This is a genomic window from Micromonospora sp. WMMD1155, assembly GCF_029581275.1.
Lineage (GTDB): Bacteria > Actinomycetota > Actinomycetes > Mycobacteriales > Micromonosporaceae > Micromonospora.
On the sequence record NZ_CP120742.1, the window covers coordinates 6,773,645 to 6,795,179 of the forward strand.

Annotated in this window: 25 protein-coding genes; 8 read left to right on the forward strand and 17 right to left on the reverse strand. The window is 72.6% G+C overall.

Features of this window, described 5'->3' with window-relative positions; genetic code table 11:
* Positions 1-61: 61 nt before the first annotated feature.
* The 5 genes from O7617_RS31020 to O7617_RS31040 form a co-directional block, all read right to left on the reverse strand.
* Positions 62-481 carry a protein-tyrosine phosphatase family protein gene (locus O7617_RS31020; protein WP_282260011.1) on the reverse strand — a complete coding sequence of 140 codons (420 nt, stop codon included), beginning with the start codon at positions 479-481 and terminating at the stop codon, positions 62-64.
* A 421-nt stretch (positions 482-902) separates the two neighbouring features.
* Positions 903-1,463 (reverse strand): hypothetical protein, encoded by a 561-nt coding sequence (locus O7617_RS31025; protein WP_282260013.1) that lies wholly within the window; start codon positions 1,461-1,463, stop codon positions 903-905.
* A gap of 579 nt (positions 1,464-2,042) precedes the next feature.
* A complete protein-coding gene (locus O7617_RS31030; RefSeq protein WP_282260014.1) occupies positions 2,043-2,687 on the reverse strand; it encodes a response regulator transcription factor in 645 nt (214 codons plus the stop codon).
* Positions 2,678-3,835: a histidine kinase gene (locus O7617_RS31035; RefSeq protein ID WP_282260016.1), complete on the reverse strand. Its 1,158-nt coding sequence runs from the start codon at positions 3,833-3,835 to the stop codon at positions 2,678-2,680. The genes O7617_RS31030 and O7617_RS31035 overlap by 10 nt, the downstream gene beginning before the upstream one ends.
* A gap of 95 nt (positions 3,836-3,930) precedes the next feature.
* Positions 3,931-4,713: a DedA family protein gene (locus O7617_RS31040; protein WP_282260017.1), complete on the reverse strand. Its 783-nt coding sequence runs from the start codon at positions 4,711-4,713 to the stop codon at positions 3,931-3,933.
* Positions 4,714-4,795: 82 nt separating this feature from the next.
* On the opposite strand from O7617_RS31040, the gene O7617_RS31045 reads away from it, so the two are divergent.
* The 3 genes from O7617_RS31045 to O7617_RS31055 all read left to right on the forward strand — a co-directional run bounded on the left by O7617_RS31045 (position 4,796) and on the right by O7617_RS31055 (position 6,610).
* Positions 4,796-5,494 (forward strand): carbon-nitrogen hydrolase family protein, encoded by a 699-nt coding sequence (locus O7617_RS31045; RefSeq protein WP_282260018.1) that lies wholly within the window; start codon positions 4,796-4,798, stop codon positions 5,492-5,494.
* Positions 5,495-5,622: 128 nt separating this feature from the next.
* Positions 5,623-6,063, forward strand: coding sequence for a VOC family protein (locus tag O7617_RS31050; protein ID WP_282260020.1), 441 nt, complete (start codon positions 5,623-5,625; stop codon positions 6,061-6,063).
* Between the two features lie 40 nt (positions 6,064-6,103).
* A complete protein-coding gene (locus O7617_RS31055; RefSeq protein WP_282260022.1) occupies positions 6,104-6,610 on the forward strand; it encodes a DinB family protein in 507 nt (168 codons plus the stop codon).
* Between the two features lie 10 nt (positions 6,611-6,620).
* On the opposite strand, the gene O7617_RS31060 is transcribed toward O7617_RS31055, so the two are convergent.
* From O7617_RS31060 to O7617_RS31080, 5 genes are all read right to left on the reverse strand, one after another.
* Entirely contained in the window at positions 6,621-7,496 is an 876-nt protein-coding gene (locus O7617_RS31060; RefSeq protein ID WP_282260024.1) for an alpha/beta hydrolase, read from the reverse strand.
* Positions 7,497-7,585: 89 nt separating this feature from the next.
* Entirely contained in the window at positions 7,586-8,227 is a 642-nt protein-coding gene (locus O7617_RS31065; RefSeq protein ID WP_282260026.1) for a histidine phosphatase family protein, read from the reverse strand.
* Between the two features lie 33 nt (positions 8,228-8,260).
* A complete protein-coding gene (locus O7617_RS31070) occupies positions 8,261-9,715 on the reverse strand; it encodes a serine/threonine-protein kinase (RefSeq protein WP_282260028.1) in 1,455 nt (484 codons plus the stop codon).
* A 181-nt stretch (positions 9,716-9,896) separates the two neighbouring features.
* On the reverse strand, positions 9,897-10,784 hold the full coding sequence (locus O7617_RS31075) for a helix-turn-helix transcriptional regulator (protein ID WP_282260030.1): 888 nt from the start codon (positions 10,782-10,784) through the stop codon (positions 9,897-9,899).
* A 140-nt stretch (positions 10,785-10,924) separates the two neighbouring features.
* The gene (locus O7617_RS31080) at positions 10,925-11,164 is read right to left on the reverse strand and encodes a DUF397 domain-containing protein (protein WP_074309213.1); all 240 of its coding nucleotides are present in this window, start codon (positions 11,162-11,164) and stop codon (positions 10,925-10,927) included.
* A gap of 262 nt (positions 11,165-11,426) precedes the next feature.
* Between O7617_RS31080 and O7617_RS31085 the strand changes: the two genes are divergently transcribed.
* Positions 11,427-12,068 (forward strand): GGDEF domain-containing protein, encoded by a 642-nt coding sequence (locus O7617_RS31085; protein WP_282260035.1) that lies wholly within the window; start codon positions 11,427-11,429, stop codon positions 12,066-12,068.
* Here O7617_RS31085 and rox read toward each other — a convergent pair.
* Positions 12,033-13,505 carry a rifampin monooxygenase gene (gene rox, locus O7617_RS31090; RefSeq protein WP_282260036.1) on the reverse strand — a complete coding sequence of 491 codons (1,473 nt, stop codon included), beginning with the start codon at positions 13,503-13,505 and terminating at the stop codon, positions 12,033-12,035. The genes O7617_RS31085 and rox overlap by 36 nt on opposite strands.
* Positions 13,506-13,668: 163 nt before the next feature.
* Positions 13,669-14,676: a phosphotransferase gene (locus O7617_RS31095; RefSeq protein ID WP_282260037.1), complete on the reverse strand. Its 1,008-nt coding sequence runs from the start codon at positions 14,674-14,676 to the stop codon at positions 13,669-13,671.
* A 122-nt stretch (positions 14,677-14,798) separates the two neighbouring features.
* Here O7617_RS31095 and O7617_RS31100 point away from each other — a divergent pair, with 122 nt between their 5' ends.
* Entirely contained in the window at positions 14,799-15,449 is a 651-nt protein-coding gene (locus O7617_RS31100; RefSeq protein WP_282260038.1) for an NAD(P)H-dependent oxidoreductase, read from the forward strand.
* Positions 15,450-15,476: 27 nt separating this feature from the next.
* On the opposite strand, the gene O7617_RS31105 is transcribed toward O7617_RS31100, so the two are convergent.
* Positions 15,477-15,968: a type II toxin-antitoxin system PemK/MazF family toxin gene (locus O7617_RS31105; RefSeq protein ID WP_088989909.1), complete on the reverse strand. Its 492-nt coding sequence runs from the start codon at positions 15,966-15,968 to the stop codon at positions 15,477-15,479.
* A gap of 50 nt (positions 15,969-16,018) precedes the next feature.
* Here O7617_RS31105 and O7617_RS31110 point away from each other — a divergent pair, with 50 nt between their 5' ends.
* Both O7617_RS31110 and O7617_RS31115 read left to right on the forward strand, forming a co-directional pair.
* Positions 16,019-16,534 carry an NUDIX domain-containing protein gene (locus tag O7617_RS31110; protein WP_282260039.1) on the forward strand — a complete coding sequence of 172 codons (516 nt, stop codon included), beginning with the start codon at positions 16,019-16,021 and terminating at the stop codon, positions 16,532-16,534.
* A 26-nt stretch (positions 16,535-16,560) separates the two neighbouring features.
* A complete protein-coding gene (locus tag O7617_RS31115; RefSeq protein ID WP_282260041.1) occupies positions 16,561-17,796 on the forward strand; it encodes a hypothetical protein in 1,236 nt (411 codons plus the stop codon).
* Here the strand turns inward: O7617_RS31115 and O7617_RS31120 are convergent, their stop codons facing one another.
* Positions 17,797-18,561, reverse strand: a complete 765-nt coding sequence (locus O7617_RS31120) for an SDR family oxidoreductase (RefSeq protein WP_282260042.1) — start codon at positions 18,559-18,561, stop codon at positions 17,797-17,799. It abuts the gene before it with no gap.
* A gap of 71 nt (positions 18,562-18,632) precedes the next feature.
* Here O7617_RS31120 and O7617_RS31125 point away from each other — a divergent pair, with 71 nt between their 5' ends.
* Positions 18,633-19,262 carry a helix-turn-helix domain-containing protein gene (locus tag O7617_RS31125; RefSeq protein WP_282260044.1) on the forward strand — a complete coding sequence of 210 codons (630 nt, stop codon included), beginning with the start codon at positions 18,633-18,635 and terminating at the stop codon, positions 19,260-19,262.
* Positions 19,263-19,272: 10 nt separating this feature from the next.
* On the opposite strand, the gene O7617_RS31130 is transcribed toward O7617_RS31125, so the two are convergent.
* The 3 genes from O7617_RS31130 to O7617_RS31140 all read right to left on the reverse strand — a co-directional run bounded on the left by O7617_RS31130 (position 19,273) and on the right by O7617_RS31140 (position 21,513).
* A complete protein-coding gene (locus O7617_RS31130) occupies positions 19,273-20,475 on the reverse strand; it encodes an FUSC family protein (protein ID WP_282260045.1) in 1,203 nt (400 codons plus the stop codon).
* Between the two features lie 177 nt (positions 20,476-20,652).
* A complete protein-coding gene (locus tag O7617_RS31135) occupies positions 20,653-21,072 on the reverse strand; it encodes a DUF2267 domain-containing protein (protein ID WP_282260046.1) in 420 nt (139 codons plus the stop codon).
* A gap of 42 nt (positions 21,073-21,114) precedes the next feature.
* Positions 21,115-21,513: an NUDIX domain-containing protein gene (locus O7617_RS31140; RefSeq protein WP_282264923.1), complete on the reverse strand. Its 399-nt coding sequence runs from the start codon at positions 21,511-21,513 to the stop codon at positions 21,115-21,117.
* Between the last annotated feature and the right edge of the window lie 22 nt (positions 21,514-21,535).

The window sequence follows — 21,535 nt, forward strand, 5'->3', positions numbered from 1 at the left end:
GGGTGCACGGCTTGGCCAGGGCGTGCGCGCGGTCCGGTCGAAGCGTGTGGAGGTTTGCGGCTCAGGCGACGCCGCGTAGCCAGCGCCGCTGCCAGGGGGTCTCCACCGCCTTCAGGTGGTAGCCCGCCCGCACCCACGGCACCGCCCGCTCGACCGGCAGACCGTCGAGGATCGCCAACGCGGCCAGGGCCGTTCCGGTGCGGCCCACCCCACCCCGACAGGCCACCTCGACGCGTTCGCCGTCGTGCGCCCGCCGCAGTGCCTCCCGCAGGGCATCGAGGGCGTCGGCGCGATCCAGCGGAACCCAGAAATCGGGCCACCGGATCCGCCGATGCGGCCAGGCCGGCACCGGACCAGGTGCCAACAGCACGGCGAAGTCGGCAGGCGAGGTCTCCGCAGCGACACGGCGCCCGCGCACCGCAACCCCACTGGGGAGTACGAGTACGCCCGGCTGCTCGGACCACGGCTGCGCGTCTGTCATCCGGACATTGTGCCGCCGCCCTCTCAGCAGAGACAGCGCCGCCCCCGGCCGTGTGGGTCGGGGGCGGCGCTGGTGTCGGTGTGCAGGTCGCCTCTCGGCGAGTGGCACGACGCGGCTCCAGCCGAACGGTATTCCGCGAGGGCGATATAGGTGAGGCCCGGGGACACTGAGTCACACCGACACCCTCCACAACCAGCCCGACCCCGACGTTGTTCCCGGCGTCCCGCTTCCCGCCGCAACTTCCTTGCCGCGCTACCTCACACCATCCCGAAGCGCGCTGCCACACCGCCGCATCACGAGATCTTGGACAGTTTCCGTTCTCGCGTAACGGAAACTGTCCCAAGATCTCGGTGTGGATGTGCCGCTGGCCGGCACCCCGTTGTGGGGGTGCCGGCCAGCGGTCGGTTGGTGCGGTTGGGGGTCAGCTGTTCCAGTGCTGGGCGACCAGCTCGGTGGCCTGCTGCTCCCACTGGGCGTAGGCGTCGGGGTAGGCCGAGACCTGCACGGTCTGCGCGGCATCCGTCAGCGGCATGCCCTGCCACCCGTCGACCTGCTTGAGGCCCTTGAGGAACGCGGTGGTCGAGTAGGCCGGGTCGGTGATCTGCTCCGGCGTGCCCCAACCACTGGACGGGCGCTGCTGGAACAGGCCCAGCGAGTCGTGGTCGTTGGCGTCGCCGAGGTGGCCGAGGTTCTCCAGCTTGGACTCCTGCAGGCTCGTCGCGATCGAGATCACCGCGGCCCGCTCCGGCAGACCGGCCTTCTTCGTGGCGTCGATGATCGCCTTGACGTTGGCCGTCTGCTCGTCGTTCAGGTCGATGTGCGACTGCTCGCCCTGCGGCTTCGGTGCCGCCGACGGCACCGCGACAGCGGCAGGCTTGGCATCGACCGGGTTGGCGTGGGCGGCGATCGGACCGGCGAACACACCACCGGCGAACGCCAGACCAGCAACGGACAGCACACTCTTACGCATGATCGTGTTCATGGGGGAAGCTCCTTCGGGGGTAGGAACACCCGCAGTGATGCCACGGGTGTGAGCACCTCGTCCGGCGCTGCAACAAAGTCTTTGGGGGATCATCGGCGGCCTGCGAGCGGGGGGCTCGCGGCGCCGGGGCCCAGGTGTAACGACCCGGGGGCCGGGGTCATTCCGGGGATGGACCATCCGCTGGCACCCGGTGAAGCGGGGTACCGGTCGGGCCGGGGTCCAGGTGCAACGATCTGCGAACCGGGGTCATTCCGGGGCCGGCCGGTCGAGCCAGCGGCCGTGGTCCTGCGATCGTCGGAGTATGTAACGACCCCCGCCCGACCATCATTCCGGCCCACGAGTGCAGCCGACCACAGTCCGATACCAGACAATTCGTCCACCCGGACCGGACATCGCGGGCTCGATACCCGAACCGGGCGGTAATCCACGCCACCCACGTACGCATGCCGCACAGTCCGCGTACGTGGGCTTGATCCACTCGACTTCGGCGAAGTTGGGGTGTCCTGGGTGACGGATACCGCCGTTTCGCCGACGTCGAGTGGATCAAGGCGGGGCGGCTACGTCGCAGAGGTAAGGACGTCAGGTGCCCAGATATCGCAGGACGGCGAGGATTCGTCGGCTGTAGCCGGCCGCGTGAGTGAGGTCGAGTTTGTCGAAGATGGCGTTGACGTGCTTCTCGACCGCACTCTGCGACACGTGCAGCCGCTGCGCGATGGCGAGGTTCGTGTGGCCCTGCGCCATCTCGTGCAGCACGTCCCGTTCGCGCGGCGTGAGCCGACCGAGCGGGTCGGGCCGCTCCGAGCCGGCCACCACCTGACGGATCACCTCCGGGTCGAGGGCGGTGCCTCCGGCGGCGACCCGGTCGAGTGCGTCGAGGAAGTCGTCCACCTGGGCGACGCGGTCCTTGAGCAGGTAGCCGACTCCTTCGGGGCGGTCGGCGAGCAGCCGGCCCGCGTACCGCCGCTCCACGTACTGGGAGAGCACCAGGACGCCGGTGTCGGGCCACCGTCGGCGGATCTCCAGGGCGGCCCGTAGCCCGTCATCGGTGTGGGTGGGCGGCATCCGGACGTCGGTGACGACCACGTCGGGACGGACTCGTCCGACCGCCTCGACGAGTTCGTCGGCGGTCCCGACACCGGCGAGCACCTCGTGGTCCTCCTCGGCGAGGAGCCGCGTCAGGCCCTCCCGGAGCAGCGTCGAGTCTTCGGCGAGGACTAGCCGCACGGCAGCTCCGCCTGCACGATCGTCGGACCGCCGGCCGGGCTGGTCACCTGCAATCGGCCGTCCAGGGCGGCGACCCGCCGGGCCAGCCCGGACAGGCCGCGCCCGGCCGGTTCCGCCCCGCCGACACCGTCGTCGTGCACGCGCATCCGGACCCACCCATCCTGTGCCTCGATGTCGACGGTGACCAGGTTAGCGGCGGCGTGTTTCGCGGCGTTGGTGAGCGCCTCGCAGGCCACGAAGTAAAGCACCGTCTCGATCTGCCGTTCGGGGCGCACCGGCAGCTCGCACCGGATCCGCACCGGCACCTCCGATCCGCGGGCGACGATGGCCAGCACCTCCCCCAGATCGTTGCTGTCCAGTGCCGACGGGTAGACCCGCCATGCCACCTCGCGTAACTCCTCGACGGCCCGCTGTACGTCCTCGTGTGCCTGCACGATCAGCGCGTGCGTACGGTCGGCGTCGCGGGCACGGCGGGCCCGGCCGAGCAGCATGCCGAGGGCGACCAGGCGTTGCTGGAGGCCGTCGTGCAGGTCGCGTTCGATGCGCTGCCGTTCGGCGTCGACAGCGGCGATGACCCCGGCCCGGCTGGTGGTGAGCTCCTGGACCCGCCGCGTCAGCTCCGCTCGACCATCCGGGCCGAGCAGTCGCCGAGCCAACCGGACGTCCAGCGCCGCGATGCTGGCGAGGGCTTGGACGTTGAGCAGCAGCAGGACCGCCCCCACTCCGATCTGGGCCAGGGCGTCGAGGAGGTCCAGCTCTCCGCGTACGGCGGCGCGCAGCACGATCCCGGCCAGCACCACGCCGATGGCCAGCACGGCGTACGCCAGCACGCCGAGCGTGCCGGGTAGCAGTCGGGCGGCCAGGTAGCCGAGCTGCCGTCGGGTCGCCACATCGTTCGCCGTGGGCAGCTCTGCCGCGGCGAGCAGCCCGCTCAGGCGGCGATGTTCCAGGTGCACCAGCCGCGTCGCGTACCTCCTGGTCAGGGCAGCGCCCCGACGGCGGCCCGCAGGCGTGACAGCGCCCAGGCTGAACGCGGCGACGAGGGCGAGGAAGGCGAACCCGACACCGGCCGTCGCGATTCCGGCGGCGACGCCGACCGGCAGCCGGAGCCGGTGCCACCACCTGCCGGGTCGCCGCTCCCCCACCATCTCGTCCACCTTTCGCGCCGAGCCCTGACGCACCGGTCGGCGGCACCGGGTGCCGCGTCAGGTGAGGCAGAGCGGAGGGAACCGGATCGGGCCGGTCAGCGCTCGTCCGAGGCCCACGAGCCGCTTCGGTAGAGGGTGCCGCGACCGGCTGGGTCGGGCACACCGTTCAGGTCGCTCTGCTCGGGAGCGGCCGGTTCGGGGTTGCGGGCGGCGCGGCGGGCGCGCAGCACACGCGACCCGACGAACCAGGCGGCCGCCGCCGCGCAGACGACGATCACCACCTTCTGGAGCATGCCGGCGTAGCCCTCGACCAGATGCCAGTTGTCGCCGAGGAAATAGCCGGCGAGCACGAACGTGGTGTTCCAGATCAGGCTGCCCAACGTGGTGTAGATCAGGAACGTGGCGACAGGCATCCGCTCCACCCCGGCCGGAATGGAGATCAGGCTCCGGAAGATCGGGATCATCCGGCCGAAGAAGACGGCCTTCACGCCGTGCCGGATGAACCACGCCTCGGTCCGGTCCACGTCGGCGAGCTTCACCAACGGCAGCCGGGCCGCGATGGCGCGCATCCGGTCGCGCCCCAGCGACGCGCCGATCAGGTAGAGCGCCAGTGCACCCACGACCGAGCCCAGCGTGGTCCAGAAGATCGCACCGACCAGACTCATCCGTCCCTGCGCCGCGACGAACCCGGCCAGCGGCAGGATCACCTCACTCGGGATCGGCGGGAAGAGGTTCTCCAGCGCCACCGCCAGGCCGGCACCGGGGCCGCCGAGCCGTTCCACCAGGTCAGTGACGTAACCGACGATCCCGCCCTGCGGCGGTTCCGCCGCGGCGGTGGGGGTTCCGGTGGCGAGCACGACGTGGGACGTTCGAATCATGCCCCCACGGTACGAAGCGATCCTGAGAGTCGACCATGAGGACGACCGCCCGACCGCACGAGTCGACCACATCGGTGGGGGTGTGGAAAACCGCACCCCGTTGCGGCTCGCGGCGGCGCAGCCGGCGTGCGTACCCCTGGATGTCGGAGAGAACGCGGTGGCGCACGCCGCCGCGGTCCGCGCGGCGCGCGCCCGGGTGGTGGTCTTCCCGGAGCTGTCGCTGACGGGGTACGAGTTGGACGCGCCGGTCGTGTCGGTCGACGACCCGCGGTTGACGCCGCTGGTCGAGGCGTGCGCGGAGACGGGCGCGTTGGCTCTGGCCGGTGCGCCGGTCGCGGGCGACCACATCGCGGTGCTGGCGGTGACCGGGGGCGGGGTGACCGTGGCGTACCGGAAGATGTGGTTGGGCGGCGCGGAGTCCCGCCGTTTCCGACCGGGCGGCGCCCCGACGGTCCTCGATGTGGACGGTTGGCGGGTGGGGTTGGCGATCTGCAAGGACACCGGGATCGCCGCACACGCGGCGCGGGCCGCCGCGCTCGGGATCGACGTGTACGCGGCGGGTGTGCTGGAGTCGGCCGAGGACTCGGCGGTGATCGACGAGCGGGCCGGGCGGATCACGGCCGCGCACCGGGTCTGGGTGGCGGTGGCGAGCTTCGCCGGCTCGACCGGTGGCGGGTACACCGAGGCGGCGGGGCGGTCGGGGGTCTGGACACCGCAGGGCGAGGTGTACGCCCGCGCGGGAGTCGAGCCGGGCGAGTCGGTCAGCGTCCGCCTCGACTGACCGGTCGCCGGACGTGACCCGACCGTGGCGGCGACCGGCGCGGTCAGGGTGACGCCGTGGTCTCCGGACGAGCGGTGCCGTTGCGTCCCCGGGCGAGTGGCGGACGGTGACCGCGTTACGGTCGGACCATGAGCACCGTCCCCTCCCGACTGTCCGTGGTCACGCTGGGTGCACGCGACGTCGCCACGCTGCGGTCGTTCTACCGGTCGCTGGGGTGGCCCGAGCTGCCGAGCAGTGACGACGGCTGGTCGGCCTTCCTGCTCGGTGGCGTCCTGCTCGCGCTCTACCCGCTGCCGGAACTGGCCGCCGAGGCGGCGCCGGGCGTGGCCGCGCCGGCCGGTGGTTGGTCCGGAGTCACCCTGGCCTGCAACGTCGACAGCCGCGCCGAGGTCGACACGGCCTTCGCCGCGGCCGTCGCGGCGGGCGCGACGGTGGTGGCGGAGCCGGTCGACCGGCCGTGGGGTGGGCGCTCCGGTTACCTCGCCGACCCGGAGGGCAACCGCTGGGAGATCGCCTGGGCGGCCACGGCCCGCTTCGACGAGCGCGGTGCTCTCCTCTCCTTCGGCTGACGTGTTTGCATGCCGACGATGACGTTGGGATGCTGCGCGGATGACATCCTTTCCCGGGACCTTCGCACCCGACGTCATCGCCTTGCCGGAGCAGGCGCAGTTCGAGGCGTTCGTCGACGAGCATCGCCGGGCGCTCGACGGCTACCTGGACGGGCTGACCGAGGAGCAGGCGCGGCGATCGTTGGTGCCGTCCCGGACCACGCTGCTGGGTCTGGTGAAGCACGCCACCTTCGTGGAGAAGGTCTGGTTCGACGAGGCCGTCACCCGCCGCTCTCGCGCCGAGATCGGCATTCCCGCGACGCCGAACGAGTCGTTCGTGCTCGACGACGACGACACGATCGCCAGCGTGCAGCAGGCCCACCGCGAGGCCTGCGAGGCCTCCCGCCGCGCGACGTCGTCGCTCGGCCTGGACGACGTGCTGCCCGGCCACCGGCGTGGCCCGCTGCCGCTGCGCTGGGTGTACCTGCACGTGCTGCGCGAGCTGGCCCAGCACTGCGGGCACGCCGAGATCCTGCGGGAGCAGATCCTGAGCGAGCAGCGCGGGTGACCCAGCCCGGTCAGCCGGCGTCCAGCACCTCCCGCAGCCGGGCCGCGAACTCCTCGGGCTTGCCCGCGTAGCCGAACTCGCCGCCGAGGAAGCCGCCGTGGTGACTGGGGAACACCACCGCCTGCTGACCGAGCAGGGCCGCCAGGCCGTGGGCCGTTCGCGCGGTGTACGTCCCCGCCGACTCCTCCCCCACCGCGATCACGATCCGGGTCGGCGCGGCGGCGAGCAGTCCCGCGTCCGGCCGGTAGTCGGTGACCGCCCACGAGTTCTTCGACAGCAACGGGTCGTCGCGGGTGCCGTCGTCGTCGGTCGACAGGCCGAACATCGCCGGGTCGGGCGTGGGCTGGGCGAAGTACGCGTCGGTGAACTCGCCCTGCCAGGACGTCATCGCGATGAACGCGGCCATGCCGGCGCCGGTCCCCTTCGCCTGGTACGCGTCGTAGAACCCGGCGCGGGCCCGCTCGGCGGCGTGGGCGTCGGGGAGCACTGCGTTGATCGGGGGTTCGTGCGCCACCAGCGTGCCGACGTCACCGGGGTACGTCGCGACGAGTTCGAGTGCCGTCACCGCGCCGCCGCTACTGGCGAACACGTCGACCGGGCCGGCACCGAGGGCCTCGACCAGCAGGTGCAGGTCGGCCGCCTGCTGCTGCGGCGTGTGGTCGATCCGGCCGTCCGTGCGGACGCTGCGGCCGAGGCCACGCGGGTCGTAGGTGACGACGGTACGGTCCGTGAAGTGCGGCGCGAGCGCGCTGAAGCCCTCCGCCGTCATCGGCTGACCGATCATCAGCAGCACGGGGCGTCCGCCGGTCGGGGGCAGCGGACCGCGGACGTCGTAGGCCAGGTCGGCACCGGGTACGGCGAGGGTGTGCGTCTGCATCGTCGTCATCCTGCGAGACTACGACCGGCGGGAGCAGGCGGACGGCCACGCCGTGCCGGCGACGGCGAACAGGTGGCCGTCGGTCGTCGACGAACGGGTCACGCCCGGGCCCACCCGCCGGTGTCGGCGAAACGACGGAGCGTCCAACGGGCCGGCGGCCAACCGCCCGGATCGTGGTCGGTCGTCCACTCGGTGATCGAGGCCGGGGGCACGTCCAGGTCGAACGCCCGGAAGACCGGCTGCGCGGCGAGCGCGTGGAACGCACCCTCGACGGTCTCGCTGTGACCGACCAGGACCACTGTGGAACCCCGGTGCCGATCGGCGATCTCCATGATCGCCCGGCTGACGCGCATCACCAGCTCGGCCCAGCTCTCGTTGCCCTCCTCGAACGGCCGGAACACACCCCCGCCGGGCACCGCGTGTTCGGTGCGGAAGCGGGCGGCCGGCAGGCCGTCGGCGTACGGGGGTGTGTGCCAGGTGCACAGGCCACAGTCGGCCACCGGCCGGACGCCGAACGCGGTGGCGATGGGTTGCGCTGTCTCGACGGCCCGCCGCAGCACGGACGAATAGACCGCGACGGGTCGGTCGGCGGCGACCTCGCCGGTGAGCCGCTTGGCGAGGTCGTCGGCCTGCTCGTGGCCGAGGGGGGTGAGGCCCCGGCATCCACGTGGTCCGCCCACGATTCCTTCGAGCTGGTGGAGCGACTCGCCGTGTCGCACGAAGATCAGACGTGTCCGCATCGGGACATCATGCCAGCGGCATAGACGCAGGTATCAGTCGTCCGTACGGCCGGTGACAATGCTGCTGGTCCGTGCGAGCAGATCGTCGAGCTGGGCGCCCGTGCGCGCTGACAATCGGTCGCGCTCCACCAACTCGGCGATGTGTTCCCGCAGCTCGGCGACGCGCTTGGCCCGGTCCCAGGTGTGGCGGTTCAGGTCGGCGAGTTCGTCGCGCAGGTCTTCGGCGGTCTTGCGGTCGACGTCACCACGGGCCAGCGCGCCGGCGAGGACGGCGGCGAACTCGCCGGTCACCTCGCGGAGGCTGACCGGCACCTGCTGCCCGGCGGTCGGGGGCGCGGTGCCGGCGGCCGGTGACGGCGAGGGCGGCGGTTTCGGTGTCGGCGACTGCGTCGTGGGTCGGGGTGCCGGGGCGGAGGCCGACGGCGCGCCGGCGACGTCGGCCCGGTCGGGTGTGCCCGAGGTGCCCAGCCGGCCCTGGGTGATCAGGGCACCGACACCGACGAGCACGGCGAGGCCGGCCGCGACCAGCACGGCGACGGGCCGGCGCGACCGGCTGCGGGACGGCACGGCGGCGACCGGGGCGGGGCGGGCGGCCGAGCGGTCGATCAGGGTGGGCGGGTGGGCGGCCGGCAGGACGCGCAGCATCTCGGTGGGCGGCTCGACCGGCTGGCCCGCCCCGAAGCGGCGGGCCAGGTGGGCGGCGCTGGGCCGGTCGGCCGGGTTCGCGGCCAGGCAGGCGAGCGTCAGGTCGGCGAGGTCGGCGGGGAGACCGGGCACCCGCAGCGGCGGCACGACAGTGCCGCGCCGGTGCACCTCCAGGGCGTCCTCCCAGCTCTGCACGGGCAGGGGGGCCTGACCGGTGAGGGTGCGGTAGAGCAGCGCGCCGAGGGCGTACACGTCGCTGGCCGGGTCGGGCGGGCCGGCTCTGAGCCGTTCCGGGGCGAAGTAGGCGGGGGTGCCCATCAGTGGTTCGCCGGACTGGCCGTCGAGCCCGCCGAGCGCGGCGATACCGAAGTCGAGCACCTTGGCGCCGGTGTCGGTGAGCATGACGTTGCCGGGCTTGACGTCGCGGTGCACGACGCCGATGCGGTGTGCGGCGGCGAGCGCGGCGGCGATCTGACCGGCCACCCGGACCGCCTCCGGCCAGGGAAGCGGGCCGTTGCGGAGCCGGTCGGCGAGATTGTGGCCCTCGACCAGCTCCATCACCAGGTACGGGACGACGGCACCGTCGACCAGGGTGGCCTCGGCGTAGTCGTACACCTGGGTGACGTGGGGGTGGGTGAGCCGGGCGGCCGCGCGGGCCTCGCGTTGGATGGTGGCCCGCAGGTGCGGGTCGGTGGCGAACTGCCCGGCGAGGACCTTGATCGCTACCGGTCGGCCTAGCACGTCGTCGTCGGCCCGCCACACCTCGGACATGCCGCCGAGGCCGATCCGCTCGTGCAGTACGTAGCGGTCGTGCAGACGGAGGGTGGGCGTGAAAGGCGACATGGTTTCACCATTCTGCCTGGCCGAGCCCTCCTCGACCACCCTCCGTGCCCGAGCCCACACTGTTCGTCCCGTGCGTGCCCGAATGAGTGCGAAGGGGTCAGGAACAGCGCGGGGTGGCAGGCAGTGGTCGCGGCAGTCGGTTGGGACCGGGGAAGCCGAGCTGGCGTGCGTCGCGCCGCGATCAGGCCGGGTAGAGGTCGTCCAGCAAACGGCGGAGGATGTCCGGGGTGCGCTCCGGCGGCTCGGCCTCGACGCAGAGCCGCTCCATGGCCACCGCGTAGTAATCCAGGTCGTCACGCTTGTCGAGGTAGAGAGCGCTGGTGAGCTGTTCGATGTAGACGATGTCGGGCAACTCCTGGTCACCGAAGCGCAGGATGGTGAAGGCGCCCCCGGCCGCGGCGTGCCCACCGGCGGCGAACGGGATGACCTGGAGCCGGATGTTCGGCGACTTGGTCGCCTCGATCAGCGCGGTGAGCTGGCCGCGCATCACCGCGGGCCCACCGATCGGGCGGCGCAGGGCCGCCTCGTCCACCACGGCCCAGAGCTGCGGCGGATTATCCCGGTGGAGCAACTGCTGCCGCTGCATCCGCAGGGCGACACGTCGGTCGATCTCGGCCGCACCGGCCGCGCCGTGCCCGAGCAGCACGACCGCCCTGGCGTAGTCCCCGGTCTGCAACAGGCCGGGCACGAACTGCACCTCGTAGCTGCGGATCAACGCGGCAGCGGCCTCCAGCCCCAGGTACGACTGGAACCAGGTGGGCAGCACGTCGCCGTAGCGGTGCCACCAGCCGGGGCTGTTGGCGTCCCGGGCGAGCTTCAGCAGCGCCTCGCGCTCGTGTTCCTCGGTGACGCCGTAGAGGGTCAACAGGTCGGAGACGTCGCGCTCCTTGAAGCCGACCCGACCCAGCTCCATCCGACTGATCTTCGATTCGGAGGAGCGGATCTCCCAGCCGGCGCCCTCACGGGTCACCCCGCTGGTCTCCCGCAGGCGACGCAACTGGGCGCCGAGCAGCATGCGCAGCACGGTCGGCCCGGTCGTCGGGCCACCCTCGGCGGGAACCATCGTCACGTGCGGACCTCCGGACACCGACCCACGCGGTCGGGTACCTGGCCCGGCCGACGTGTAAGCATGCCATGGACCGACAGTGAGGTGAACTCCTCCGCGCCGGTGAATCAGTCCCGTCGCCGGGACGACCCCACCCGGGACGGTCAGTTGATCAGGTGGTCGAAGTCCCCGTCCCGCGCGCCGAGCACGAAGGCGGCGATCTCGTCCACTGTGTAGATCAGTGCCGGCCCCTCCGGGTGCCGTGAGTTGCGAACCGCGATGCCCGCTCCCCCGGGCAGTTCGGCGAGTTCGACGCAGTTGCCGCTGGGGTTGCTGCGGCGGCTCTTCTGCCAGCTCAGCGGGGGCAACTGATGGATCGGTACGCCATTGGGTGGCTGCTGCATGGAGGCGTCTTTCTGCTCACGAGCCCGCCGGTGGCCGTGGGAGGAGCGGTGACGGCGAGGGGTGCGGTATCGACATCGGACGGTTCTGCACGTGCATCTGCTATTGCATCTGCACCGGACGGCGAGCATGATAACGCACATGATCGGTGTGCATCCGTTCACGTTGAGTCACCCCACAGGGGCAACCATCAGGTAAAACTGGCCCGACGCGGCGCACCGCGTCGGCCGAGCGTTGGAGGCGGTCGCGGCGATGGGAGGGTTCGTGCCGGATCCGATGAGTGTCGCCTCCGGCATCTGCGCGGCCGGCGCGCTTCTCTCCTCCTGGCAACTTCGCCGGCGGGCGGTGCGGGCCGAGGCCGAGATCGAGCACCTGCAGGCCGAGCTCGCCGCCGAACGCCACGCCGCCAGCCACGACCCCCTCACCGGCCTGCCGAACCGACGCGCCTTCTACCGCCTCGCGGCCGCCCTGCTCACCGACGCGGCCGGCCAGCCGCTGATCGCCGTGGTGCTCGACCTCGACGACTTCAAACAGATCAACGACCGGTACGGGCACGCCGCAGGCGACCAGGTGCTGATCAGTGTGGCCGAACGACTCGCCGGCTTCGCCGGTGACAATCTCGTCGCCCGCCTCGGCGGGGACGAGTTCGCCGGCCTGCTCGCCAGCCCGACCGTCGACCGGCGCTGGATCGAGCACTCCACCCGTCGCCTCGCCGAGACCGTCGCCGCGCCGATCCGGCTCAGCGGATGCAGCGTCCGGGTCACCGCCTCCGTCGGGCTCGCCCCGGTGACCGGTCCGGCCCAGCTCACCGAGGCGCTCAGCCGCGCCGACGCCGCCATGTACCAGGCGAAGAGCCTCGGTGGCGCCCGGTCACCCCGGCAACTGGTCGACAGCGCCGAGCGCTGACGGGTCGCCCTGGACGGGTGCGCCGAACCACCTGGGCAACGTGCCGCGCAGGTCCGCCTGATCGTCGCCCACCCACGCCACGTGGCCGTCCGGCCGCAGCAGCACGGCGGGCACCGCCAGTTCGTCGCTGACGTCGACGATGTGGTCGACCCGGTCCGCCCACCCGGCGACGGAGAGCCGGCCGGTCTGGTCGAGTAGCAGACCCCGGCCACCACGCATCAGCTCGTAGAGGCGACCGTTGTGCTTCAGCCGTACGTCGCGCAGGTGCCGGCCGAGCAGCTGGTGGCCCGCGCCGAGGTCGTACCGGACGCCGATGGCGGTGATCTTCTCGATCAGGAACCGGTTGACCTCCTCGAAGTCCAGCAGCTCCGACATCAGGTGACGCACCGCCCGGGGGCCCGGCTCCGGCGACAGCAGCACCATCTGCGCACGCGTGTTGGTGAGCACGTCGGCGGCCACCGGATGCCGCTCGGCGTGGTAGCTGTCCAGCAGCCCCTCCGGCGCCCAGCCGTTCACCTCGGCGGCCAGTTTCCAGCCGAGGTTGAACGCGTCCTGGATGCCGAGGTTGAGCCCCTGCCCACCGGTCGGCGGGTGGACGTGCGCGGCGTCACCGGCCAACAGCACCCGGCCGGTCCGGTACCGCTCGGCCAACCGGGTGGCGTCGCCGAAGCGGGACAGCCAGCGCGGCGAGTGCACGCCGAAGTCGGTGCCCGCGTACACCCGGAGTTGGGTCTTGAACTCCTCGATGGTCGGCGGGACCGAGCGGTCCTCGGCCACCCCCTCGGCGGGGACGAGGACGCGGTACACCCCGTCGCCGAGTGGCCCCAGACCGAATCGCAGGTGGGTCCGGCGGACCTCGGCCACCACGTCGGCCACCGTCTGCGGCGCGACCCCCACCTCCATCTCGCCGAGCAGCGACTCGACCTGGCTGGGCTCGCCGGGAAAGCCGACGCCGAGCAGTTTGCGGACGGTGCTGCGACCACCGTCGCAGCCGACGAGGTACCGGGAGCGCGCCCACGTACCGTCGGCGAGTTCCACCGTCACCCCGTGCTCGTCCTGGCTGAGGCCGACCAGTTCGCAGCCCCGCCGGATCTCGACGCCGACCTCGCCCGCGTGCTCGGCCAGCAGGCGGTCGGTGGTGGTCTGCGGAATGCCGAGGACATACGCGTGTGCGGTGTCCAGCCCGCCGGGTGACGGCTTGGGGATGGCGGCGAAGAAGCCACCCACCGGGTGCTGCTGTCCGAGCGCGAGGAACCGCTCCAGCAGACCGCGCTGGTCCATCACCTCGATGCTGCGCGCGTGCAGGCCGAGCGAGCGGACGAACGGGGTCGGCTCGCTGTCCTTCTCCACCACGAGCACCCGCACGCCGTGCAGGCGCAGCTCGGCGGCGAGCATCAGGCCGGTCGGTCCACCGCCGGCAATGACGACATCGATCATGATATCCCCCGGTTTCCCCAGTTTTGGGCGTCGGCAGGAGATTCTGCGGCACACCCCGGGTCTTGCCGCAAGACCCGGGGTGCGCTATATGTTGGAGGTGGCAAGGAGCGCGTGACCTCCTTGCCGTTCGTGTTCTCCGGCCCCGGAGGGACGCGGTCCCCGCTCAGCTCCGCCGGTCGAGGTCGCGCAGCGCCGCATCGGCGAGAGCGACCAGACCGACGTCGGACACCAGCCCCCGCACGATCCGCGCCGCCCGCTCCCGCTCGGCCGTCTCGGCGTGCGGATCCAACGCCTGGCGGGTCCAGTCGGAGAGGTCGTCCAGCGCGCGGACCGCGAGGAACCAGGCGAGACGGGCGCTGTCGATGTCGACCGGCCCGTACCCGGCGAGGGCGGCCTCCTGCTCGGCGGCGCTGACCGGGGCGAACGCCAGCACGCCACCGACCACGAACATCAGGTCACACTCGGGCGGCGCGAGCACCGCGTCGTCCCAGTCGATCAACCAGACCTGCCCGTCCGCGCCGAGCAGCAGGTTGCCCAGGTGCGGGTCACCGTGGCAGACCACGTCCGGGCCGGGGCCGATCCCCTGGTCGGCGGCGAGGCGTTCGACGTGCCGGGTCAGCGCGTCCACGCGGTCGGCCACCGCGGACCACTGGCGGGCCAGTTCGGCGGCGAGCGGTCCGGCCGGGTCGCGCAGCCGCTCGGCCACCGCGCGGGTCGAGGCCACGATCGAGGGGTACGCCGCGCCGCCCGTCGGCAACAGCCGTCGCAGCCGCTCGGTCACCGGCACCGCGTGCACGGCGGCCAGCACCTCACCGTACGCGCGCCAGTGCGCGTCGGTCATCGGGCCGTCGAGGGCCCGCTGGTCGGAGACCCAGGGCACCACCGAGAGGCGCCACCCGTCGTGGTCGACGGATAGGCCACCGTCGCGGGTCCGCAGCGGGGCGGCGATCCCCGGCACCCCCTGGTCGGCCAGGTACGCCGTGACGACCAGGCCGGCGGCGGTGCCGCCACCGCTCAGTTTGACCGCGTAGCGGCCGCCGTCGACGGTGCGGGCCAGCCACAGGCGGGCGCGCTGGTCCGCACCGTGGGTCACCAGCTCCATCGCGGAGATGCTCAGGCCGAAGCCTGCCCGGACCTGCTCGGCCACCCGCCGCGGGACGTCCTCGATCATGCGGTCACCATGCCACCGGCCGGCAGACCCGACCAGCGCATTAGGTCTTGCCGAGGTGTCCCGAGTCGGCATCCGGGTATGGGGAGACGGTAATCCTCACCCGACGGCGGAAGGGAATCGACGTGGCGAGCATCCGCGCCCTCGTACTCAACTGCACCCTCAAGCCGTCACCCGCACCGTCCAGCGCCGAGCAGCTCGCCCGGGAGGTGCTCGCCGAGTTGGCCGCGCAGGGCGTGGAGGGCGAGCTGGTCCGGGTCGTCGACCACGACGTGCGCTTCGGGGTGTCCACCGACGAGGGCGACGGCGACGGCTGGCCGTCGATCCGCGCCAAGCTGCTGGCATCCCAGGTGCTCGTCATCGCCACGCCGATCTGGCTCGGTCAGCCGTCCAGCGTCTGCAAGATGGTCCTGGAACGCCTCGACGCCGAACTCTCCGAGACCGACGACGAGGGCCGACTGCTCACCTACGGCAAGGTGGCCGGTGTGGCGGTCGTCGGCAACGAGGACGGCGCGCACCACACCATCGGCCAGGTGCAGCAGGCGCTCAACGAGGTCGGGTTCACCCTCGCGGCGGCCGCCGCCACCTACTGGGTCGGCGAGGCACTGCACACCGTGGACTACCGCGACGCCGGCCCGAAGCCGGACACCACCGGCCGCACCACCAGGGCACTGGCGCTCAACAGCGCACACCTGGCGCGGCTGCTCGCCGAGCAGCCGTACCCGCCACCGGACGCACGCAGCGCGGCCGTCGACCCGAGTCGCGAATCGGCCTGACCGACGACCCGCTGGACAGCGATCCGGTCAGCGCCAGCCGTAGCCGGCGCGCAGCGCCTGCCCGACCCGGTCGAACCGGGGCCGGTCCAACACGGCGCCCTCGCGGCGGATGCTGTCCTCCCGCATGGTGAGCACCCGGTCCAACCGAACCCAGCTCGGTCGGTTGTCCCGGTCCCACTCGCCCGGCCCGAGCGCGAACCAGTGCCGCTGCCCGTCGCGCTCACTCTGGCTGGACAACATCAGCCCGAACAACGTGCGGCTGTGGCGCCCGACGACCAGCACCGGCCGGTCCTTGCCCTGCCGGGGGTCGTCCTCGTACGGCACCCACGTCCAGACGATCTCGCCCGGGTCGGCCTGCCCGTCGCGCTCCGGGGCGTAGGTCAGCTCCCGGCGCTGCAACGCGCTCACCTGGCGGCGGCGGGCCACCTGGGCGGGGGCGGGCCCGCTGCGTCGGGGCGACGGGATCACCGCGCCGACCCGGGAGATGCGAGCCGCGACATTCCTCAACAGACCAGCCACGGCGGGCAGCCTACCCGCCGCCCGAGCGGGCGGTGCGAGAGACTGGCGCGATGAACGAGGTACCCCGCGACCTGCCGATCCTGGAGCGACGCGCGGTGCGGGTGGTGGTCACCGACAGCGTCGAGCGGGTGTTGCTGTTCCACACCCGCGACCCCGACCATCCCCGGCTGGGCACCTGGTGGGAGCTGCCGGGCGGCGGCATGGACCCCGGGGAGACCTATCGCGACACCGCGGTGCGGGAGCTACGCGAGGAGACCGGCATCGTGGTCGCCGTCGACCAGGTCGGCCCGCCGACCTGGCGTCGGCGGGCGAGCTTCCTGCACCGGCAGGTGCGGCACGTGCAGGACGAGGTGGTCGTCGTCGTACGGCTGGCCGGTCCCGGTCCCGACGTGGACGAGGCGTACCGGCTCGACTACGAGCGGGAGGACTACTTCGACTTCCGCTGGTGGCCGCTGGACGAGGTGGCGGCCAGCACGCAACGGTTCTACCCCGGGCAGCTGCCCCGGCTGATCACCTCCTTCCTCGCCGGTGCGGAGATCGACGAGCCGTTCGAGCTGTGGTCGTGAGCCGGGCCGCAGGGCACAGTGGGGGCATGACGACCGATCTGCACGGGCCGCTGTCCGCGTACGCCGCACGGCTGCACGCCTCGGCCGGCGACCGGCACCACGTCGCCTCCCCGCTCGGCGCGTGGCTGCTGCTCGCGGTCTGCGCCACGACGGCCGCCGACGGCGACCCGGCCGCCGAGGACCTGGCCCGTGCCCTGGGCACCGACCTGGCCGAGGCCGCCGAGGCCGCCCGCGCGCTGCTGGACGCACCGCACCCGCTGGTCAGGTCCGCCACCGCGCTCTGGCAGAGGTCGGCGCGGGGCCACGTCGGGTCGACCGGGTGGCGGGCCGCGCTGCCCAGGAGCACCGAAGTCGGCGTACTGCCCGACCAGGCCGGGCTGGACGCCTGGGCCCGTGAGCACACCGACGGTCTGATCGAGACGTTTCCGTTGAAGGTCACCCCGGACGTGGTCTTCGCCCTCGCCAGCGCGCTGGCCACCCGGGTGTCCTGGGCGACCCCGTTCGACGTCGCCGACGCCCGCACGCTCGGCGGCCCGTGGGCGCGTCGGCTACGGCAGGCGCTGCGCAGCCCGAGCCACGGCCACCGGTGCGCCATCGTGTCGACCACGCGGGTCGGTGACGTCATCGTGCACGCCGCCCCGGCCCAGGCGACCGACGGCGCGGGGCTGGTGGTCCTCTCGGTGGCGGCCGCGGCGGACGTGCCGCCGGCCGAGGTGCTGGCCGTCGCGTACGACCTCGGCGCCGGCGCGGCCGACGGCGCGCGACCGGCCGGCGCCCGCTCGCTGTTCGACCTGCCGCTCGGCGACACTCCGCTCTGGACGGTGCGCGAGGAACGGGTGCGGACCCGGGCCCGCGACGGCCGCGAGGAGCGGCACCAAGCCGTGCTGCCCTGCTGGTCGGCCCGCAGCGACCACGACCTGGCCGCCCCGACGCTCGGCTTCCCGGCCGCGACCGCGACGGTGGCGAACGCGCTGGCCACACCCGTGTTCGGTTTCGAGGCGCGGCAGTCGGCGGTGGCCCGCTTCGACCGGTACGGCTTCGAGGCGGCGGCGGTGACCGGCATGTTCGGCCTGGTCAGCCTGCCACCCGAGGGCGTCGCCCGCACCGCCGAGCTGCGCTTCGGCCACCCGTACGCGGTGGTGGCCGTCGCGACCGACACGCGGACCGGCGGTGACACCGGGCCGTGGCACGGGCTGCCGGTCTTCTCCGCCTGGATCACCGAGCCGGACGACCTGTCCGAGGCCGACGCCGCCGACAGGTGATCACAGCCGCGGCCCGAGGAACAGGCCGCCACTCGCGTCGATGACCTGGCCGGTGATCCAGCGCGCGGCGTCGGAGGCGAGGAACGCGACCACCTCGGCGACGTCGTCGGGTTCCCCCAACCGGTTGAGGGCGGTCGTCGCGGCGATGAGGTCGACCAGGCCCGGCGCCTCGAAGGCCGGTCCGTTGGTGGCCGTGCGGGTGGCACCGGGGGCGACCGCGTTGACGGTGATCCCCCGGACCCCGACCTGGTTGGCCAGGGTCATGCTCATCGTCTCGATCGCGCCTTTGGTCATGGCGAAGGAGGTCTGCGTGGCGTTGGCCATCCGGGTCGCCACCGACGAGATCGTGATGATGCGGCCACCGTCGCGCAGCAGTGACAGGGCGCGCTGGCTGATGAAGTACGGCGCGCGCACGTTCACGGCGAAGAGGTGGTCGAACTGCGCCCGGGTCGTGACGCCGAGCGGCCCGGCCGGCGCGGTGGCCGCGTTGTTGACGAGGATGTCGAGTGGACGCCCGGCCAGGGCGGTCTCCACTCCCGCGAAGAGGGTCTCGACGTCGTCGTCCACGCCCAGCTCCGCGCGTACGGCGAGCGCGGTTCCACCGGCGCGCTGAATCTCGAGGACCGTCGTCGTCGCGCCCTCCTCGTCGGTGCCGAAGTGGACGAGGACCATCGCGCCGTTCGCCGCCAGGCGGATCGCGATCGCCCGCCCGATACCGCGCGACGCCCCGGTGACCAGAGCCGTCGCGCCGATCAGTTCACCCATGCCGACCACCTCACGCATCAGTTAGTCGCTACCAATCTGGTAGTGACTACCACTGAGGTAGTGTCTATCACATGCCCGATCAGCAGTCGACCCTGCGCGCTCAGCGCCGAGCCGAGACGCAACGCGCGATCCAGGCGCACGCCGTGCGGCTGTTCACCGAGCGCGGGTACGACGCCACCACCGTCAACGATGTCGCCGAGGCCGCAGGCGTGTCCCCGATGACCGTCTATCGGCACTTCCCCACCAAGGAAGACCTGGTCCTGATCGACCAGCACGGCCGACTCGTCGCCGACCGGATCGCCGCGTCGCCCGCCACCCAGCCGCTGGTCCGCCGCATCGGCGGAGCGCTGATCGAATCGACCACGGCCCTGACCGGCGGCCGCGGTGGGAGCGACCTGTCGGCGAACGGGCGGTTCCTGCTCGCCCGACTCCGGCTCATGATCTCGACGCCGGCCCTGCGGGCCAAGCACCTGGACAACACCTACGCGCTCCAGCAGGCCATCGTCACCGCGCTCGGGGACGACGCCACCGATCCCGACGCCGCGTTCCACGCCCACGCGGCGGCGAGCGCCTGCCTGGCCGCCATGCACACGGCACTGGTGCGGTGGGCCGAGGACGACGGACGAAGCGAGCTGCCCGACCTGGTCACGAAGGCCCTCACCGCCGCCTTCGGCGACGACGCCCGGCCGGACCCTCGTTGAGCCGCAGCGCTCACCCGCTCCTGTGAACGGAGGCTTCGCCGTCCTGCACCGCCGTACGTACCTCGTCGTTCGCCGACGTCGCGTCGGAGCCGATCGCACGGAGCAGGTCACTGGCGGCGGTACGCAGTTGGGTCACCACCGCGTCGCCGAACTCGTCGACGCCCTGGCCGCGGGCACGACCCGCCTGGTAGACGGCGTCGCGCACCGCCTGGCGGGTCCGCTCCGTCGGCCGCCCGGCACGGTGCTCCCGGCGCAGCAACTCGACCGCGTCGGCGAGCCGCCCGACGCTGGTGGACAGGGCGGGGGGAATCCGCTCGCGGTACTGCAGCGCCATCGCCGACCGGCGGGCGACGCCCCGGCTGTGTTCGATGACGCGTTCCACCTGCCGGCTCGCCCGCGCGAACCGCTCCACGTCCTGCCGCCGCAGCCACCGGGCGGGGGCGAGGCTGACCACCTCCTCGGCGCCGCTGAGCGCCTGGTGCATCCGATCCAGGGCGGGACCCATGTCGCGCAGGAGGTCCAGGGCGCGGACCGCCCGCTGCTGATCCCCGGTGGTCAGCGCGGCGGCCACCTCCCGCAGTTGGCCGGCGAGCCGCTGGTAGATCGGCGCGGCGTCCCGGTCGAGGATCCGCATCGGGTTCAACGGCACCAGCAGCGCGACAACCACGAGGCCCACCGCGCCGCCGACCAGCGCCTCGACGATCCGCGGCCATTCCAGGTCGTTCTGGGCCGGGGTGAGGGTCGCGAGCAGCACCGCCGTACCGCCGGCCTGGCCGACGGCCGCCCCGCTGCGCCCGAACAGCACGAGCGTCGCGAGCACGGCACATCCGACGACGAATCCGGTCTGCCAGAACCCGGTGCCCAGGAAGCTCAACAGGAGGTCGGTGGTGGCGATGCCGAGGCCGACGCCGAGCAGCAGTTCGATCGTGCGGTGCGCGCGTTGGCCGAGCGCGGCGACGATCGTGCCCACCGCGGCGGAGGGCGCGAAGACCGGCGCCGGGTTGTCCAGCAGGTCGTGCCCGATCGCCCAGGCCAGTGCCGCGGCGAGCCCGGCCTGCACCGAGATGACCAGGGCGGCCTCCAACTGGCTGAGCCGCAGTCGGCCCGCCCGGCCACCGCGACTGCGGATCTGCGCGACAGCCGCCTTGACGCGTCGCGCCGCACCGCGCCGGGCGCGGCTGATGCCGTGTCGGCGGCGACCGTCAGAATCCACCGAGCACTCGTACCACGCCGAAAGCCAGTCAGTCCGGCCAATTGCGACACCGGTGCCGTGCCCCAGGTGGGTGATCGACTCGGGTTCAAGGAAGGTGGGGTGTCCTGGTCACGACGATGCGGCGGTTTCAAGGAACACGAGTTGATCAGACCAGCTTCGACTGCACGAGGGCAGGCGTCACGGCCCGTACCGCCTGGACGCCGACCCACCGTCGTCGCGCGGCAGTCGCGCCACCATCTCGCGGAACTCCCGTACGGTCATCGCCTCCCGCAAGGTCGCGAAGACCGCTCCGGTTCCGGCCCGGGCGGCGGCCGGGTCCACCCCGGCACGCTGCTCCACCCGACGGAGGAACTCCGCCGGGCCGGCGTCCGACGGCGGTGCGGCCCCGGCGCCGCCGTCGACCGGGGCCGGGCCGGTCAGATACCCGCCGACGTTGTTGGGGAGGTGGCCCACGAGGTCGTCGGGCGCGCCCCCGGTCACCCGTTCGGCCATCGTCTGAAGGACGGCGCGGGCGAGCGCGGCGGCCTGCTCGGTCGGCAGGCCGGACCGCCGGGACACCGCGTCGATGAAGTACGGAAAGCCGTCGCCGTCGGTCACGTCGGGGCGGTTACCCCCAGCCGACGTCGACAAACTGCGCCCTCAGCGCAGCAGGTCCTCCGCCAGCAGGTGGTCGAAGATGATCTGGTCGACCGCGGAGGTGCGGTGCCGGTCGGCGTAGCCGAACCAGGCCATCTCGGCTATCTCGCTGGCCGGGCGCAGTCGCCCCTGGTAGCCGGCCCGGTAGCAGGTCATCCGTACGGTGACGCCGGCCGCGTGAGAGTGCGCCTGAGCGGTGAAGGTGCCCAGTGGCACCGCGCCGCGCACGTCCACCTCGACGCTCAGCTCCTCGTGGATCTCCCGACGCAGGGTCTCCAGGTCCGTCTCGCCCGGCTCGCGCTTGCCACCGGGCAGGTACCAGACGTCCTTGCCCTCCGACCGCGTACTCAGCACCCGGCCGTCCTCGATGAGTATCCAGGCCACCTTGTCGATCTCGCGCACGATGTTCCCTCCGGCCGGTGGA